Below are 12324 nucleotides of genomic sequence, written 5' to 3' on the forward strand. Positions count from 1 at the left end.
GCTATGGCCGTAAAACCACGTTTGGATGCTGACGCGCGTAAGGCTGCGAGCGAGTTTTTCGATAAGCAAGTTCGGAGGATTTACCTTGTTTGGGTGCTGGGCATTGCAGCCGGCGCTATCGAAGTGCAACTCGACAAGGTGTCCTATGCCGGCATTTCGTTTTCTATCAATAGCGTCGCGAAGCTCCAGGGCTTAATCTATTGCGTGGTTGTCCTGATGTATTTCGCCACGATCGGTATGGCTGCAGTCATGATGTTGCAGTTCATCACGCTCGAAAGGGATATGCTGCGACGGTGTGTTTATCGAGCCTTGGGAAAAAAGAAGACGCTTCTTGGCTTCACGCCAGCGCAACATAAGGCGGTTCGCGTGGGTGCGATCACTTACTTGATTGCGACGAGAATAATCCTTGGAATTGCCTTCGCGATCCCTCTCGCTCACATCGTTCTGTTGCAGCAGCCAACGCTGCTATCGGGTCTCGACCTTGTTTTTCATACACACTCGATCCTGCCTGACGGGAGGATCAATCTCGCATCGCCGGCCCTGTTTGGCATTACAGTCCTTCAGGTGACGCTTTGGACGATGGTACTGTACCGCCTTATCGGGCGGGACTATCCCGGAGTATGGAGCGCAGCCACCGGCGTTTCTATTCCCTCAATTGGATCGTTTGCGCTGATCGACAGCTACGCTCGTGGCATTCCCTTCAATGAAGCGATTGGACGGGTGATCCTCGCACAGATGCTGGTGTATATCCTCTGGGTTTTTCCCACAGCTATTGGGACTCCGTTCCTGCTATGGCAGGATGCGCGGTTAGCTTACTATCGATACAAGCTTAGGCGGATCAAGGAGAAGCAGGGAAAGTCCGGCGAGCAGGGCGATCAAGAATCATCGTAGTTCAGGTGGCTTCTGTAAGCTCTCTCCATGACCGGGAGTTTATTCAGCGTCGCATATGTCTGCATGGGCGCTCATCCGACCTCGATATCCGGAAACTTTGCGACGGCGTTGGCCTTCGCCTTGATGGTCACGTCTCCGTAACCCTCCGAGACATTGCGCGGCGCATGTCCCTGGATGGCATCCAGCACGCGCATCTCAACACCCTGATCGATGCCAACGGTCTTGAAGCGATGGCGCCAGCCGTGGCTAGGATCAACATTCTTGTCCATCACCACCTCACGGACGAACTCATTGACCTTGTTGCGCACCGTCTTCACCGCATTGCGGACCCCTAACTCACCAGCCTTGGGGTCAATGAACAGATAGCCTCCCTTCGACTTCTCAAAGAACCGCAAGAAGCCTTCTTCAACAATTTGCCGATGCAGCACGACATCACGCGCTTCATCCGTCTTCACGGGCCCCGCCTCAGGCGTGACATGCAGCACCCAGAGCTTGCCTTCGCGCCGGAGATCCTCCTTGCGAATCTGGATCATTTCACCCACACGGGCCCCCGTGAAGGCACATAGCCATGGCACCCACCGCTTGGCCGCTGCAAGCTTCGGGGCTTCCCGACCGGGCACGAACTCGCGGGCATGCTTCAGGATGGCGATAGCCTCCGAATCGTAGAAGCCCTTGGACCGGAGCTTTCGCGATTTTCCGACCTTGATGGTGATCCCCTCGGCCGGATTGCTCGGCAGACGACGATTGACCACCGCCCAACCGAACACCGTCTTCATCCCCGCGAGGTCGCTATCCTTCACGGTCTTGGGACTCACCCCGCTCTGCACGCGATAGTCCTTGAAGCGAACGATGTCCTCCGGCGTCACCCGGCTCGCCGTGTCGTGCTTGAGGAATGTCACGAGACGCGCCATCGAGTTGCGATAGCTTTCATAGGTGCTCTGCTTGCGGCCGGCCCGCTTGGCTTCCTTCCACCAATCCTCGACTAGCCCGGTGAGGGAATTCTTAGAGGCTCCCCGCTTTAGGTTCTCCTTCGGCGCACCTTCAGGCGCCTGCCAATCCGGAAAGCGGGCCGCCTTGGGGTCCGGCGCATAGTCCCCTCCGGCATTACGCTGACGGCTCACGAAGGCGTCTCGCAACGCCATCCAAAACGCGACGAGCAACATGGCGCGCGTTTCGCTGTCCGCGCGGCGGATGCCTCTGGTCAGCAAGAGGCGGTCCACGATGGGGCCAAGCGGCTTCTCCAATTGCTGATGGTCGCCGTCCTTGCCAACCTTCTCCCACATCGCCACGACGGCCGCCCAATGGGCTTCCTGCTCGTCCTGACTATCGGTGTCTGGCGCCCAGCCGACTCCGGGCGTGTGCACCATGGCGACGCTCCGGGCGCGGCTCTCGCTATCTGCCCAAATGCGATAAAGGTCGCCGGCAAGGGCCGTCGCCTGCCGATGCGAAAGACGCATTGGAACGTCGGTGCGGCATGCGTCCCAAACGGACTCTAGGAACGCCGCAGCAGCCGCGTGACGCCTCTTTGCTTCGCTGGGGTCTGCGGTGCCGAGCGAGAAACGAACCGCCTGAGCCCTCTCGCTGGGCGTTACAAAGGCGAAGCTATCTCCGAGTGGGATCGCGAGCGTCTTGCCGATAATCTGTGACCTGACATCGCGCGGAATGCGCTGCACGAATAGCAGAGAGCGAGACCCAACCCGGCGCATTGGCCGAACAACCCTATACAGCAATGTTACGCCCCATTGTTACACAGTCGGGGCCGGCGCAACACTCTGATGGGCTTTAACTATCTGGAATAGCTTGCTGTCCAGAAAAGCATGGTGCCCAGGAAAGGACTCGAACCTTCACGGCCGTTAAGCCACTGGCACCTGAAGCCAGCGCGTCTACCAATTCCACCACCTGGGCATGCCGTTTGGGGCACGGAGGCGGTTACTACGGTTCGGTGACGCCGTTGTCAATTCATGCGTGACCCGGGTTTGGGGATGCCGATTGCGCATCGCAAACCGGCCCGATACAAGCCTGACAAGACGCACTCTTTTCCGCAGGAACGGCTCCCATGGCATCGAATCTGGACACGCTCGTCACGGTTTTCGGCGGATCGGGGTTTTTGGGCCGGAATGTCGTCCGCGCGCTGTGCAAGCGGGATTACCGGGTCCGGGTCGCGGTGCGGCGGCCGGAACTCGCCGGATACCTCCAGCCCTCCGGCAAGGTCGGGCAGGTCCATACCGTGCAGGCGAATTTACGCTATCCGGCCTCGGTCGAGGCGGCGCTGCGTGATTCGCACGTCGTCATCAACCTCGTAGGCGTCCTGACCGAGAGCGGCGCGCAGACCTTTGACGCGGTCCAGGCCAAGGGCGCCGAAACCGTCGCCAAGGCGGCGGCCGCGGCCGGCGCCAGCCTGGTGCATGTCTCGGCGATCGGGGCCGATGCCGAATCGCCCTCGCGATATGCCAAGGCCAAGGCGGCCGGCGAAGCCGCGGTGAGGGCAGCGGTGCCGTCGGCGACGATCTTCCGCCCCTCCCTGATGTTCGGCCCCGAGGACCAGTTCACCAACCGTTTTGCCGCGCTGGCCCGGATGTCGCCGGTGCTGCCGCTGATCGGCGGCGAGACCAGGATGCAGCCGGTCTATGTTGGCGACGTCGCCACCGCGATCGCGGACGCCGTCGACGGCAAGGCCAAGGCGGGCGCGACCTACGAGCTCGGCGGGCCGGAAGTGCTGACCATGCGCGAGATCATCGAGGCCATCCTCGAGATCACCGCGCGCAAGCCGGCGCTGATCCCGCTGCCGTTCGGCCTCGCCCGCTTCCAGGCGAACTTCCTGCAATTCGCGCCGGGCGCCTTCAAGCTGACGCCGGACCAGGTCACGATGCTCGAGCGCGACAATGTGGTGTCGGACGCGGCCAAGGCCGCCGGGCTCACGCTTGAAGGGCTCGGCATTACGCCGGATTCGCTGGAAGCGATCGCCCCGCAATATCTCTGGCGCTTCCGCGCCGCCGGTCAGTTCCAGCGTATGAGCGTGTGAGGGTGGTGTCACCTCTCCCGCTTGCGGGAGAGGTCGGATTGCGAAGCAATCCGGGTGAGGGCTTTCTCCTCTTGGGGGTTCTCGCCCGCGGAGCTACCCCCTCCCCAGCCCCGCAAGCGGGAGAGGGAGTGCACCACCGGCGCGGCCGGCGACTTAGAACTTCAGCTTCTTGAATACCGCTTCCGGCAGCGTCTTAATGATCAGCATCACGAGGCGCCATTTGCCGCTGACATAGACGACGTCGGTCTTGTTCTCGACCGCCCGGAGAATGGCATCGCCGACGACCGGCGCTTCGACGGTGAGCGGGCCGATCAGCTTCATGCCATCAGTCATCTTGGTGCGGACGAAGCCAGGCTTGACCGTGACGACATGCACGCCGCCACGGCTGGCGCGGGCGCGCAGGCCCGACAGGAAGGCGGAGAAGCCAGCCTTGGCCGAGCCATAGACATAGTTCGAGGCACGGCCGCGGTCGCCGGCGACGGAGGACACGCCGACAAGCGTGCCGCTGCCGCGGCCCAAGAATTTTTCGGCGAACAGGCCGAGGATCAGCGACGGGCCCTCGTAGTTCGAGCGCATGATCGCGGTGGCGTGGGCGAGATCGCTCTCGGCATTTTGCTGCATACCGAGCAGGCCGACGATCGAGATGACGACGTCGGGCAATGCCGGCAGGCCGTTCACAAAGCTTTCGAACGTGGCGGTGTCGAGCACGTCGAACTTGTAGAGACCGACGTCGACATTGTAACGCGCGCGCAGATCGGCCGCGTCAGGCTCCAGCGCGGCGACGTCGCGGCCTGCGAGGCCGGCATCGTAGCCGGCTTTGGCAAAGGCACGCGCGGCGGCGCGGCCGATGTCGGAGGAGCCGCCGAGCACCAATACAGATTTGCGTGACGTCACGGCCTAGACCTCATCAAACAGACGCTGTGAAAGTTTCGAGCGGATGTTGCCGGCGGGATCGAGCGATTTGCGGATCGCGTTGAAACGCGGCACGGCAGGATAGCCCGCCGCGAAGGTCGCACGCGACTGGCGTGCGTCTTTCGCCAGATACAGCCGGCCGCCGGCGGCGACGACGAGCCGATCGATCTCGTCGAGGAAATTCAGGATGTCGCCCTTCACCGGGAAATCCAGCGCGAGCGTGTAGCCGGGCAGCGGGAACGACAGGATGCCGTCGCCCTGTCCGAGCTTCTTGAGCACGGCGAGGAAGGAGGCATCGCCGCGCCGTGCGACGCGATCGAGGATATCGCCGAGCACGGCGCGCGCGCCGGCTTGCGGGATCACGCATTGATGCTGCAGGAAGCCGCGCTTGCCATAGATGCGATTCCACTCACCGACGCTGTCGAGCGGAAAGAAATACGGATAGAGCGAGACCACGTGGCTGCCGCCGGCGCGCCGCGCGCCCATGCGATAGTAAAGCTCGTTGAAGGCGCGGACGCTGGTGCGGTTCAGCGCCATCGACGGCAGGTCGACCGGCACGCTGAGGCGAGACTCCTTGCCGACCGGAAATGCATCGACGCCTTCCGCCAGTTCGCCCCTGCCCGCGTGCTCGCCGAGATAGATCAGCGAACGGCCGAGATCGCGCCCGCGTGCCGCGCAATCGATCCAGGCCACCGAATAGGTCGCGGCATCCCCCGCCTCGAGCGCGCGCATCGCGGCATCGAGATCGGACGCGGAGATCACCCGCTCGCGGATCCACCCGGTCTCGACCCGGCGCAGCCGCATCGTCGCTTCGAGGATGATGCCGGTCAGGCCCATGCCGCCGACGCTCGCGAAGAAGGCGTCGGAGTTCTGTTCGCGCGAGGCCTCGATGACCTCGCCCTGCCCGGTGCGCAGCAGGAGGCTGTCGACATAGCGGCCGAAGCCGCCCTCGCAATGATGGTTCTTGCCGTGGACGTCGGCGGCAATGGCGCCGCCGATCGAGACGAAGCGGGTGCCGGGCACGACGAAGGGCAGGAAGCCGCGCGGGCCAAAGGTGTCGATCAGGTCCGACAGGAGAACCCCGGCTTCCAGGCGGATGCGCCCGGTTGCCGGATCGAACGACCTGACCCGGTCGAAGCCGGTCATCGTGACGGTCCTGACGGCGCCGATCGCGGCATCGCCATAGGCGCGGCCATTGCCGCGCGCGACGGTGCCGGCCGAGACAGCCTCGCCGACCGCCGCGAACGAGCGCGGGCGCAGCACGTCGCTATCGACGACCGGGAAACGGCCCCAGCCGCTGACGAGGGTCATGGCTCAGCTCCTGTGCCGGGCGCGCGCCGCCCGGCGTTGGAACTGACTACCGATCAAAAGCTTATTTTGCGTTGAAGGCCTGGTGGAGTCGTAGCCCGGATGGAGCGCAGCGCAATCCGGGGATCCTGCCACAAGGAACGCTGGCCCCGGATTACGCTGCGCTTCATCCGGGCTACAGGCCTACACCTACCGCCCCAGCGCCAGCGCGATCAGGCCGAGCGTGCCGACGATGACGCGCCACCAGGCGAACACCACGAAGCCGTGGCGGGTGACATATTCCAGGAACGACTTGACCACGATGATCGCGGTGATGAACGACACCACGAAGCCGATCGCGACGATGCCCATATGGTCCATCGTCATCTCGGAGCGGCTCTTGTAGAAGTCGTAGGCGAACGCACCGATCATGGTGGGGATGGCGAGGAAGAATGAGAACTCCGCCGCCGCGCGCTTGTCGGCGCCGAGGAACATCGCGGCTACGATGCTGGCGCCGGAACGCGACACGCCCGGGATCATCGCCACGCACTGCGCGATGCCGATATAGAGATACATCAGCAGCGGAAACCTCGTGGCGTCATGCTCGCGCGGCTTGAGATCGAGCTTGTCGACCCAGAGCAGGATGGCGCCGCCGACGATCAGCGTGAAGCACACGACCCAGGGATTGAACAGCACGCTCTTGATGTATTTGCCGGCGACGAGGCCGACGATCACAGCGGGCAGGAACGCGACCAGCACGCCGAGCACGAAGCGGCGCGAATAGGTGTCGCCCGTGAAGAAGCCGATCACGACATCCCAGAGCTTCTTGAAGTACAGCCCGACGATCGCGAGGATCGCACCCAGCTGGATCAAAACCGTAAACGAATCCCAGAAGGCGCCTTCGCCGAGATGGAAGAAGCGTTCCGCGAGCAGCAAATGGCCGGTCGAGGATACGGGAAGGAACTCGGTCACACCCTCGATGATGCCGAGGATCACTGCCCGTATTGCGTCTGACATATTTACGGTCCATTTCGGCTGGAAAAGCGGGGCCCTTCTCGCCTATTCGTCCCCATGCCGCAATCGCAAAATGCGAAATCACGCCCTTGCCTCGCGGTTTTGAAGGACTAGTGTGGCGCCGCACAAACATTGATGGAATCTTAAGCACCATCAAATAGTCAAAGGCTTCATGTTTACGCTGTTTCATCATCCGTTCTGTCCGCATTCGCGTTTCATCCGCCTGATCGCGGGCGAATACGGGCTCGACCTCAAGCTGGTCGAGGAGCGCAGCTGGGAGCGGCGCGAGGCGTTTCTGTTGCTCAATGCGGCAGGCACGACGCCTGTGATGGTGGACGACGAGCAGCCGCCGATCCCGGGCGCTGCGATCATCGCCGAATATGTCGACGAGACCTATGGCGCCGAGATGGGACCCAAGCGCCTGATGCCGGAATCCATCGGCGAGCGCGTCGAGGTTCGCCGGCTGATGGCCTGGTTCAACGAAAAATTTTTCGAGGAGGTCTCGCATCCTCTCGTCACCGAGCGCATCTACAAGCGCTTCATGAGCGAGGAGAACGGCGGCGGGCCGCCCTCGGCCGACGTAATGCGCGCCGCCAAGGCCAATGTGCGCTATCATCTGGCCTATATCGGCTGGCTGGCGCAGACCCGTAATTTCCTCGCCGGCGACCGGCTCACTTACGCGGATCTCGCCGCCGCGGCGCATCTCTCGGCGATCGACTATCTGGGCGACGTGCCATGGAGCGAGGACGACGCAGCAAAGGCGTGGTACGCGCGGGTGAAATCCCGCCCGTCGTTCCGTCCGCTGCTGAGCGAATGGCTGGCCGGCGTGCCGGCGTCGCGGACCTACGTGGACCTGGATTTCTGAACTCCGATCCGACTGAACTGAAGGCGGCGCTCACGCGCGAGGCGCGCGCGCTCGGCTTCGACTGCATCGGCATCACGATGCCAGGCACGATCGAGAGCGCCGGCAAATACTTTCTGGAATTCATTGCCTCCGGCGGTCATGGCGACATGGACTGGCTCGCAGCGCAGCCGGAGCGTCGTGTCGATCCGCGCGGGCTGTGGGCTGACGTGCGCTCGGTGATCATGCTCGGGGTCAATTACGGCCCGGACCAGGATCCGCTCGCGATTCTCGAGCAGCGCGCGCGCGCGGCGATCTCGGTTTATGCGCAGGGCGACGACTATCACGATCTCATCAAGAAGCGGCTGAAGGCGCTGGCGCGCTGGCTGGTCGCGACCGCGCCGTCAGACGTGAAGGTGTTCGTCGACACCGCCGCGGTGATGGAGAAGCCGCTGGCGCAGACCGCGGGTCTCGGCTGGCAGGGCAAGCACACCAACCTCGTCTCGCGCGAATTCGGCTCGTGGCTGTTCCTCGGCGCGATCTACACCACGCTGGAGCTGCCGCGCGACGCCGCCGAGATCGATCATTGCGGCTCGTGCCAGGCCTGTCTCGACATCTGCCCGACGGCGGCGTTTCCCGCGCCGTACAAGCTCGATGCGCGGCGCTGCATTTCCTATCTCACCATCGAGAACAAGGGACCGATCCCGCACGAGTTTCGCAAAGCCGTCGGCAACCGCATCTATGGTTGCGACGATTGCCTCGCTGCGTGTCCCTGGAACAAGTTCGCGCGGGAGGGGCGCGAAGCCAAGCTCGCCGCGCGCAGCGAATTGCGCGCGCCTGGACTCGCCGAGCTGGCACGCCTCGACGACGCCGCGTTCCGCGCGCTGTTCACGAAGTCGCCGGTGAAGCGGATTGGTCGCGATAGGTTCTTGCGGAATGTGCTGATTGCGATTGGTAACTCGGGCGAGGCGGCGCTGGCCGAGGAAGCGCGACGGTTGCTGGAGGATGCGAGCCCGCTGGTGCGTGGCGCTGCGGTGTGGGCGCTGGGGCAGTTGCTAGGACGGGAAGAGTTTGAGGCAATGAAGGTCGCTGCATTAGATCACGAACGCGACGACAGCGTGCGCGAGGAGTGGCAGACCGTCGCCTAATCCTCGGTGTCATTCCCCGCGAAGGCGGGGAATCCAGTACGCCGCGGCTTCTCGACTCAATCACCGCGGTCTCGGAGTACTGGATCGCCCGCCTTCGCGGGCGATGACACCTGTTGTTGTGGCGATAGCTTGCGCGGCCTGACTCTCACGACGGCACCACCACCCTTGATTTCCCCGCGCGTTTCTTCAATCTCGCGCGCATGACAAACTTGCCTTTCTTCACCCGCAACAGCGATACATTCCATCCGACGGAAGCCGCCAACGGTCCGTGGGATCCGAAATCGCTGCACGGGCGCGTCGTCGTCGGGCTGCTCGGCTTCGCCATCGAGGAGCGCCATTCGGGTCCCGAATTGGTGCCGGCGCGGCTCACCGTCGACATGTTTCGGCTGCCGACCATCGACAAGCCGATCGAGGTAACGACGCGCCTCGTGCGTGACGGCCTGCGCATCCGCGTGGTCGAAGCGGAATTCGTCTCCGGCGGCGTCAGCATGGCGCGGGCCTCGTGCCAGCTGCTGCGCAAGACGCAAAATCCTGATGGCAATGTCTGGTCGCCGCCGAACTGGGACGTGCCGAAGCCGGCCGACATTCCAAAACCCACCGATCCCAGGCTCGGCATGAACGGCAAATGGACGACGCGCCCCATTGTCGGTCATATGGGCTCGCTCGGTCCGCGAAAACTCTGGATGAGCGAGGTGCGCGAGCTCGTCGCTGGCGTGCCGATGACGCCGTTCGTCCACGTTGCCACCGGCGCCGATTTCGCCAGCCCCTTTGCCAACGCCGGCGACAACGGGCTCGGCTACATCAACAGCGACGTGACGATCTATCTGCACCGCCTGCCGGTGACGAACTGGATCGGCTTCGAGGTGGTGAACCATCACGCCACCGACGGCGTCGCGATCGGCGAATGCTGGCTTTATGACGAACAGGGTCCGATCGGCACCGCGACGGTGGCCGCGCTAGCGCAGCGCAAGCCGATGGCCAATCCTTCGAAGCGATAGGAGCTTGCCGTCATTCCGGGGCAGCCCGCAGGGCTGAACCCGGAATCTCGCGCAGCAAGCTCGAGATTCCGGGTTCGCGCTCCGCGCGCCCCGGAATGACGACTAGGCGAGATGCCGCTGCATCTCCGGCCGCGCCTTCAGCGCCGCGCCCTGCTTGGCGACGATCTTGGCAATCCGCTCGGGTGCGAACTTCAGGTCGATGAATGCCGGCGCGGTATTGGCGACCTCGTGATAGCTCACGATCTTGCCGCCGTTCAGCGTCATGATCGCAACGCCCTCGAACATCGCCCGCGCACCGCCAGCTTCCGGCAAGATCGAGCGATAGCTGAAGGTGTAGCGCGCATAGAGCGTGGTGCCGTCGGTGACGGGATCGTGCATGTCCCAGCGGAAATCGGTCGCCGTGCGATAGAACCAGTCGTCGATCAGCTCGGCGATCTTCTCGCGGCCTGCGAAGGCGCCGTAGAACACGTCGTGATAGACGCCGTCCTCGGTGAACAGCTCGGCGAACGCTTTGCCGTTGCGCTGCTCGACAGCATCGCAGAAGGCGCGCAGCATGGCGGTGGTGGTCATTGATTGCCTCCTGAAGGAAGAAGGCACTTCACCCGATCTCAGCCACCGCGGCAAGAATGCGCGCGATGTCTTGCGGGCGCGAGAGGCGGTGATCGCCGTCCTGGATCATGGTCAGCACGACGTCGTCGGCCGGCAGGCGATGCGTCAGCGCAAAAGCGTGCTGCCAGGGGACATCAGGATCCTTCGCACCTTGCAGGATGCGGACCGGGCAGCCGAGATCGATGGCGCTGCCGAGCACGAGATGATTGCGGCCTTCCTCGATCAGGTTCCGCGTGATCGGATAGGGCGAGCCGTCGCCATATTCGGATGGCCGCAGCCAGAGACCCTTGGTCTCGATCTCCTGCTTCACCGCTGGCGAAAAATTCTTCCACATCAGCTCTTCGGTGAAGTCCGGCGCCGGCGCGATCAGCACGAGGCCTGCCAGCGATCCCTTGCTGGATCGCTTCCTGATCTCGCGCGCGAGCAGCAACGCCATCCAGCCGCCCATGGAGGAGCCGATCAGGACCTGCGGGCCGTCGCAGAACCGTTCGAACACCGCCACGCACTCCTCCAGCCAGCGTCCGATGGTTCCATCGGCGAAATCGCCGCCGGATTCGCCGTGACCGGAATAGTCGAACCGGACCATGGCGCGGCCGTGGTCTCGGGCCCAGGCGTCCAGTGCCAGGGCCTTGCTGCCCTGCATGTCCGATTTGAATCCGCCGAGCCAGACCAGCCCGGGCCCCTGCCCGCGCCGGCTGCGCACCGCGATCCTGCGTGCTGACGGGCCCTCACCCACGTCGATGGTATCGAGTACGGCATCGGGAATTGCATGGCTCATGGAACGTTTAACCTGGCTGCGCGGTTTGAACTGTCGGGTCGTCTTCCGCAGCGCCGGAGACCGGCATTGTCCCTTTGGGACGCTTGCGGAACGGAAGCAAGGTGTCTATGTCGGTCAGCGTGCCCAGGCGTGGCCGAAATACCTCGCATTTGAGGGTTTTTCGTTTCGCGCAGGAGCGAATTGCTTGCCGGCAAACGCATCTTCCTGCAAAATAGCAGCCTCTTTCACAACTTTGGAGAACCACCCATTCGCCGTCCCAATAAAGCCCCGCCCGTCGCCAGCAAAGATGGGCCGCGCATCAATGATGATATTCGCAATGCGCAGATCCAGCTGATCGATCAGGCCGGTGACAACAAAGGCACGGTCGAGACCGTCATGGCCATCCGGATGGCCCAGGAAGCCGGCATGGATCTGGTCGAGATCTCGCCGAACGTCAGCCCTCCCGTCTGCAAGATCATGGACTACGGGAAGTATAAGTATTCGGCCCAGAAAAAAGCCGCCGAAGCCCGCAAGCGGCAGAAGATCGTCGAGATCAAGGAGATCAAGCTCCGCCCGATGATCGACGACCACGATTACGACGTGAAGATGCGCGCGATGCAGCGGTTCTTCGAAGAGGGCGACAAGGTCAAGATCACGCTGCGCTATCGCGGCCGCGAAATGGCGCACCAGGAGATCGGCACCAAGTTGCTCGACAAGATCAAGACCGACGTCGCCGAGCTCGCCAAGGTCGAGCAGGACGCCAGGTTCGAGGGCCGTCAGGTCGTCATGGTTCTGGCGCCGCGCTGACGCCGGTTGTTTGGAACTCAAGAGTTCAACGGCCCGTC

General features: G+C 63.3%; 12 protein-coding genes, 1 tRNA gene and 1 pseudogene. 6 read left to right on the plus strand and 8 right to left on the minus strand.

The window, feature by feature from the left end; all coding sequences use genetic code 11:
• The first annotated feature begins 3 nt into the window (after nt 1-3).
• A complete protein-coding gene (locus tag GGD61_RS19575) occupies nt 4-891 on the plus strand; it encodes a hypothetical protein (protein WP_183231027.1) in 888 nt (295 codons plus the stop codon).
• Nucleotides 892-962: 71 nt separating this feature from the next.
• Here the strand turns inward: GGD61_RS19575 and GGD61_RS19580 are convergent, their stop codons facing one another.
• The 3 genes and pseudogenes from GGD61_RS19580 to GGD61_RS19585 form a co-directional block, all read right to left on the minus strand.
• On the minus strand, nt 963-2258 hold the full coding sequence (locus tag GGD61_RS19580; protein ID WP_246785963.1) for a tyrosine-type recombinase/integrase: 1296 nt from the start codon (nt 2256-2258) through the stop codon (nt 963-965).
• Nucleotides 2259-2369: 111 nt separating this feature from the next.
• A pseudogene (locus GGD61_RS41435) lies at nt 2370-2597 on the minus strand (DUF6538 domain-containing protein); the annotation flags it as partial.
• A gap of 112 nt (nt 2598-2709) precedes the next feature.
• Nucleotides 2710-2796: transfer RNA gene (locus GGD61_RS19585), tRNA-Leu, on the minus strand.
• 151 nt (nt 2797-2947) lie between these two features.
• On the opposite strand from GGD61_RS19585, the gene GGD61_RS19590 reads away from it, so the two are divergent.
• Nucleotides 2948-3913 carry a complex I NDUFA9 subunit family protein gene (locus GGD61_RS19590; protein ID WP_092251411.1) on the plus strand — a complete coding sequence of 322 codons (966 nt, stop codon included), beginning with the start codon at nt 2948-2950 and terminating at the stop codon, nt 3911-3913.
• Between the two features lie 153 nt (nt 3914-4066).
• Here GGD61_RS19590 and GGD61_RS19595 read toward each other — a convergent pair whose 3' ends face one another.
• The 3 genes from GGD61_RS19595 to GGD61_RS19605 all read right to left on the minus strand — a co-directional run bounded on the left by GGD61_RS19595 (nt 4067) and on the right by GGD61_RS19605 (nt 7129).
• Nucleotides 4067-4807, minus strand: coding sequence for an SDR family oxidoreductase (locus GGD61_RS19595; protein WP_092251410.1), 741 nt, complete (start codon nt 4805-4807; stop codon nt 4067-4069).
• A 3-nt stretch (nt 4808-4810) separates the two neighbouring features.
• Complete coding sequence (locus GGD61_RS19600; RefSeq protein ID WP_092251409.1) at nt 4811-6136, minus strand: FAD-binding oxidoreductase; 1326 nt, start codon at nt 6134-6136, stop codon at nt 4811-4813.
• Nucleotides 6137-6322: 186 nt separating this feature from the next.
• On the minus strand, nt 6323-7129 hold the full coding sequence (locus GGD61_RS19605; protein WP_092251408.1) for an undecaprenyl-diphosphate phosphatase: 807 nt from the start codon (nt 7127-7129) through the stop codon (nt 6323-6325).
• A 169-nt stretch (nt 7130-7298) separates the two neighbouring features.
• On the opposite strand from GGD61_RS19605, the gene GGD61_RS19610 reads away from it, so the two are divergent.
• The 3 genes from GGD61_RS19610 to GGD61_RS19620 all read left to right on the plus strand — a co-directional run bounded on the left by GGD61_RS19610 (nt 7299) and on the right by GGD61_RS19620 (nt 10113).
• A complete protein-coding gene (locus GGD61_RS19610) occupies nt 7299-7991 on the plus strand; it encodes a glutathione S-transferase family protein (protein ID WP_092251407.1) in 693 nt (230 codons plus the stop codon).
• Nucleotides 7940-9115 carry a tRNA epoxyqueuosine(34) reductase QueG gene (gene queG, locus GGD61_RS19615; RefSeq protein ID WP_092251406.1) on the plus strand — a complete coding sequence of 392 codons (1176 nt, stop codon included), beginning with the start codon at nt 7940-7942 and terminating at the stop codon, nt 9113-9115. Before GGD61_RS19610 ends, queG begins: the two co-directional genes overlap by 52 nt.
• A gap of 200 nt (nt 9116-9315) precedes the next feature.
• Complete coding sequence (locus tag GGD61_RS19620; RefSeq protein ID WP_092251405.1) at nt 9316-10113, plus strand: acyl-CoA thioesterase domain-containing protein; 798 nt, start codon at nt 9316-9318, stop codon at nt 10111-10113.
• 102 nt (nt 10114-10215) lie between these two features.
• On the opposite strand, the gene GGD61_RS19625 is transcribed toward GGD61_RS19620, so the two are convergent.
• Nucleotides 10216-10683, minus strand: a complete 468-nt coding sequence (locus tag GGD61_RS19625; RefSeq protein ID WP_092251404.1) for a nuclear transport factor 2 family protein — start codon at nt 10681-10683, stop codon at nt 10216-10218.
• A 28-nt stretch (nt 10684-10711) separates the two neighbouring features.
• Nucleotides 10712-11500, minus strand: a complete 789-nt coding sequence (locus tag GGD61_RS19630) for a carboxylesterase (RefSeq protein ID WP_092251403.1) — start codon at nt 11498-11500, stop codon at nt 10712-10714.
• A gap of 246 nt (nt 11501-11746) precedes the next feature.
• Here GGD61_RS19630 and infC point away from each other — a divergent pair, with 246 nt between their 5' ends.
• Nucleotides 11747-12286 (plus strand): translation initiation factor IF-3, encoded by a 540-nt coding sequence (gene infC / locus GGD61_RS19635; protein WP_080670072.1) that lies wholly within the window; start codon nt 11747-11749, stop codon nt 12284-12286.
• Nucleotides 12287-12324 lie beyond the last annotated feature (38 nt).

This window comes from Bradyrhizobium sp. SBR1B, from assembly GCF_014198205.1.
Classification (GTDB): domain Bacteria; phylum Pseudomonadota; class Alphaproteobacteria; order Rhizobiales; family Xanthobacteraceae; genus Bradyrhizobium.

What these genes read in the sequence shown, in the direction of transcription:
- GGD61_RS19580 (WP_246785963.1), bottom strand. Translation starts at nt 2,258, where the DNA reads ATGGTGCACACGCCCGGAGTCGGCTGGGCGCCAGACACCGATAGTCAG.
- queG (WP_092251406.1), top strand. Translation starts at nt 7,940, where the DNA reads ATGGCTGGCCGGCGTGCCGGCGTCGCGGACCTACGTGGACCTGGATTT.
- GGD61_RS19575 (WP_183231027.1), top strand. Translation starts at nt 4, where the DNA reads ATGGCCGTAAAACCACGTTTGGATGCTGACGCGCGTAAGGCTGCGAGC.
- GGD61_RS19605 (WP_092251408.1), bottom strand. Translation starts at nt 7,129, where the DNA reads ATGTCAGACGCAATACGGGCAGTGATCCTCGGCATCATCGAGGGTGTG.
- GGD61_RS19610 (WP_092251407.1), top strand. Translation starts at nt 7,299, where the DNA reads ATGTTTACGCTGTTTCATCATCCGTTCTGTCCGCATTCGCGTTTCATC.
- GGD61_RS19590 (WP_092251411.1), top strand. Translation starts at nt 2,948, where the DNA reads ATGGCATCGAATCTGGACACGCTCGTCACGGTTTTCGGCGGATCGGGG.
- GGD61_RS19625 (WP_092251404.1), bottom strand. Translation starts at nt 10,683, where the DNA reads ATGACCACCACCGCCATGCTGCGCGCCTTCTGCGATGCTGTCGAGCAG.
- GGD61_RS19630 (WP_092251403.1), bottom strand. Translation starts at nt 11,500, where the DNA reads ATGAGCCATGCAATTCCCGATGCCGTACTCGATACCATCGACGTGGGT.
- GGD61_RS19600 (WP_092251409.1), bottom strand. Translation starts at nt 6,136, where the DNA reads ATGACCCTCGTCAGCGGCTGGGGCCGTTTCCCGGTCGTCGATAGCGAC.
- GGD61_RS19620 (WP_092251405.1), top strand. Translation starts at nt 9,316, where the DNA reads ATGACAAACTTGCCTTTCTTCACCCGCAACAGCGATACATTCCATCCG.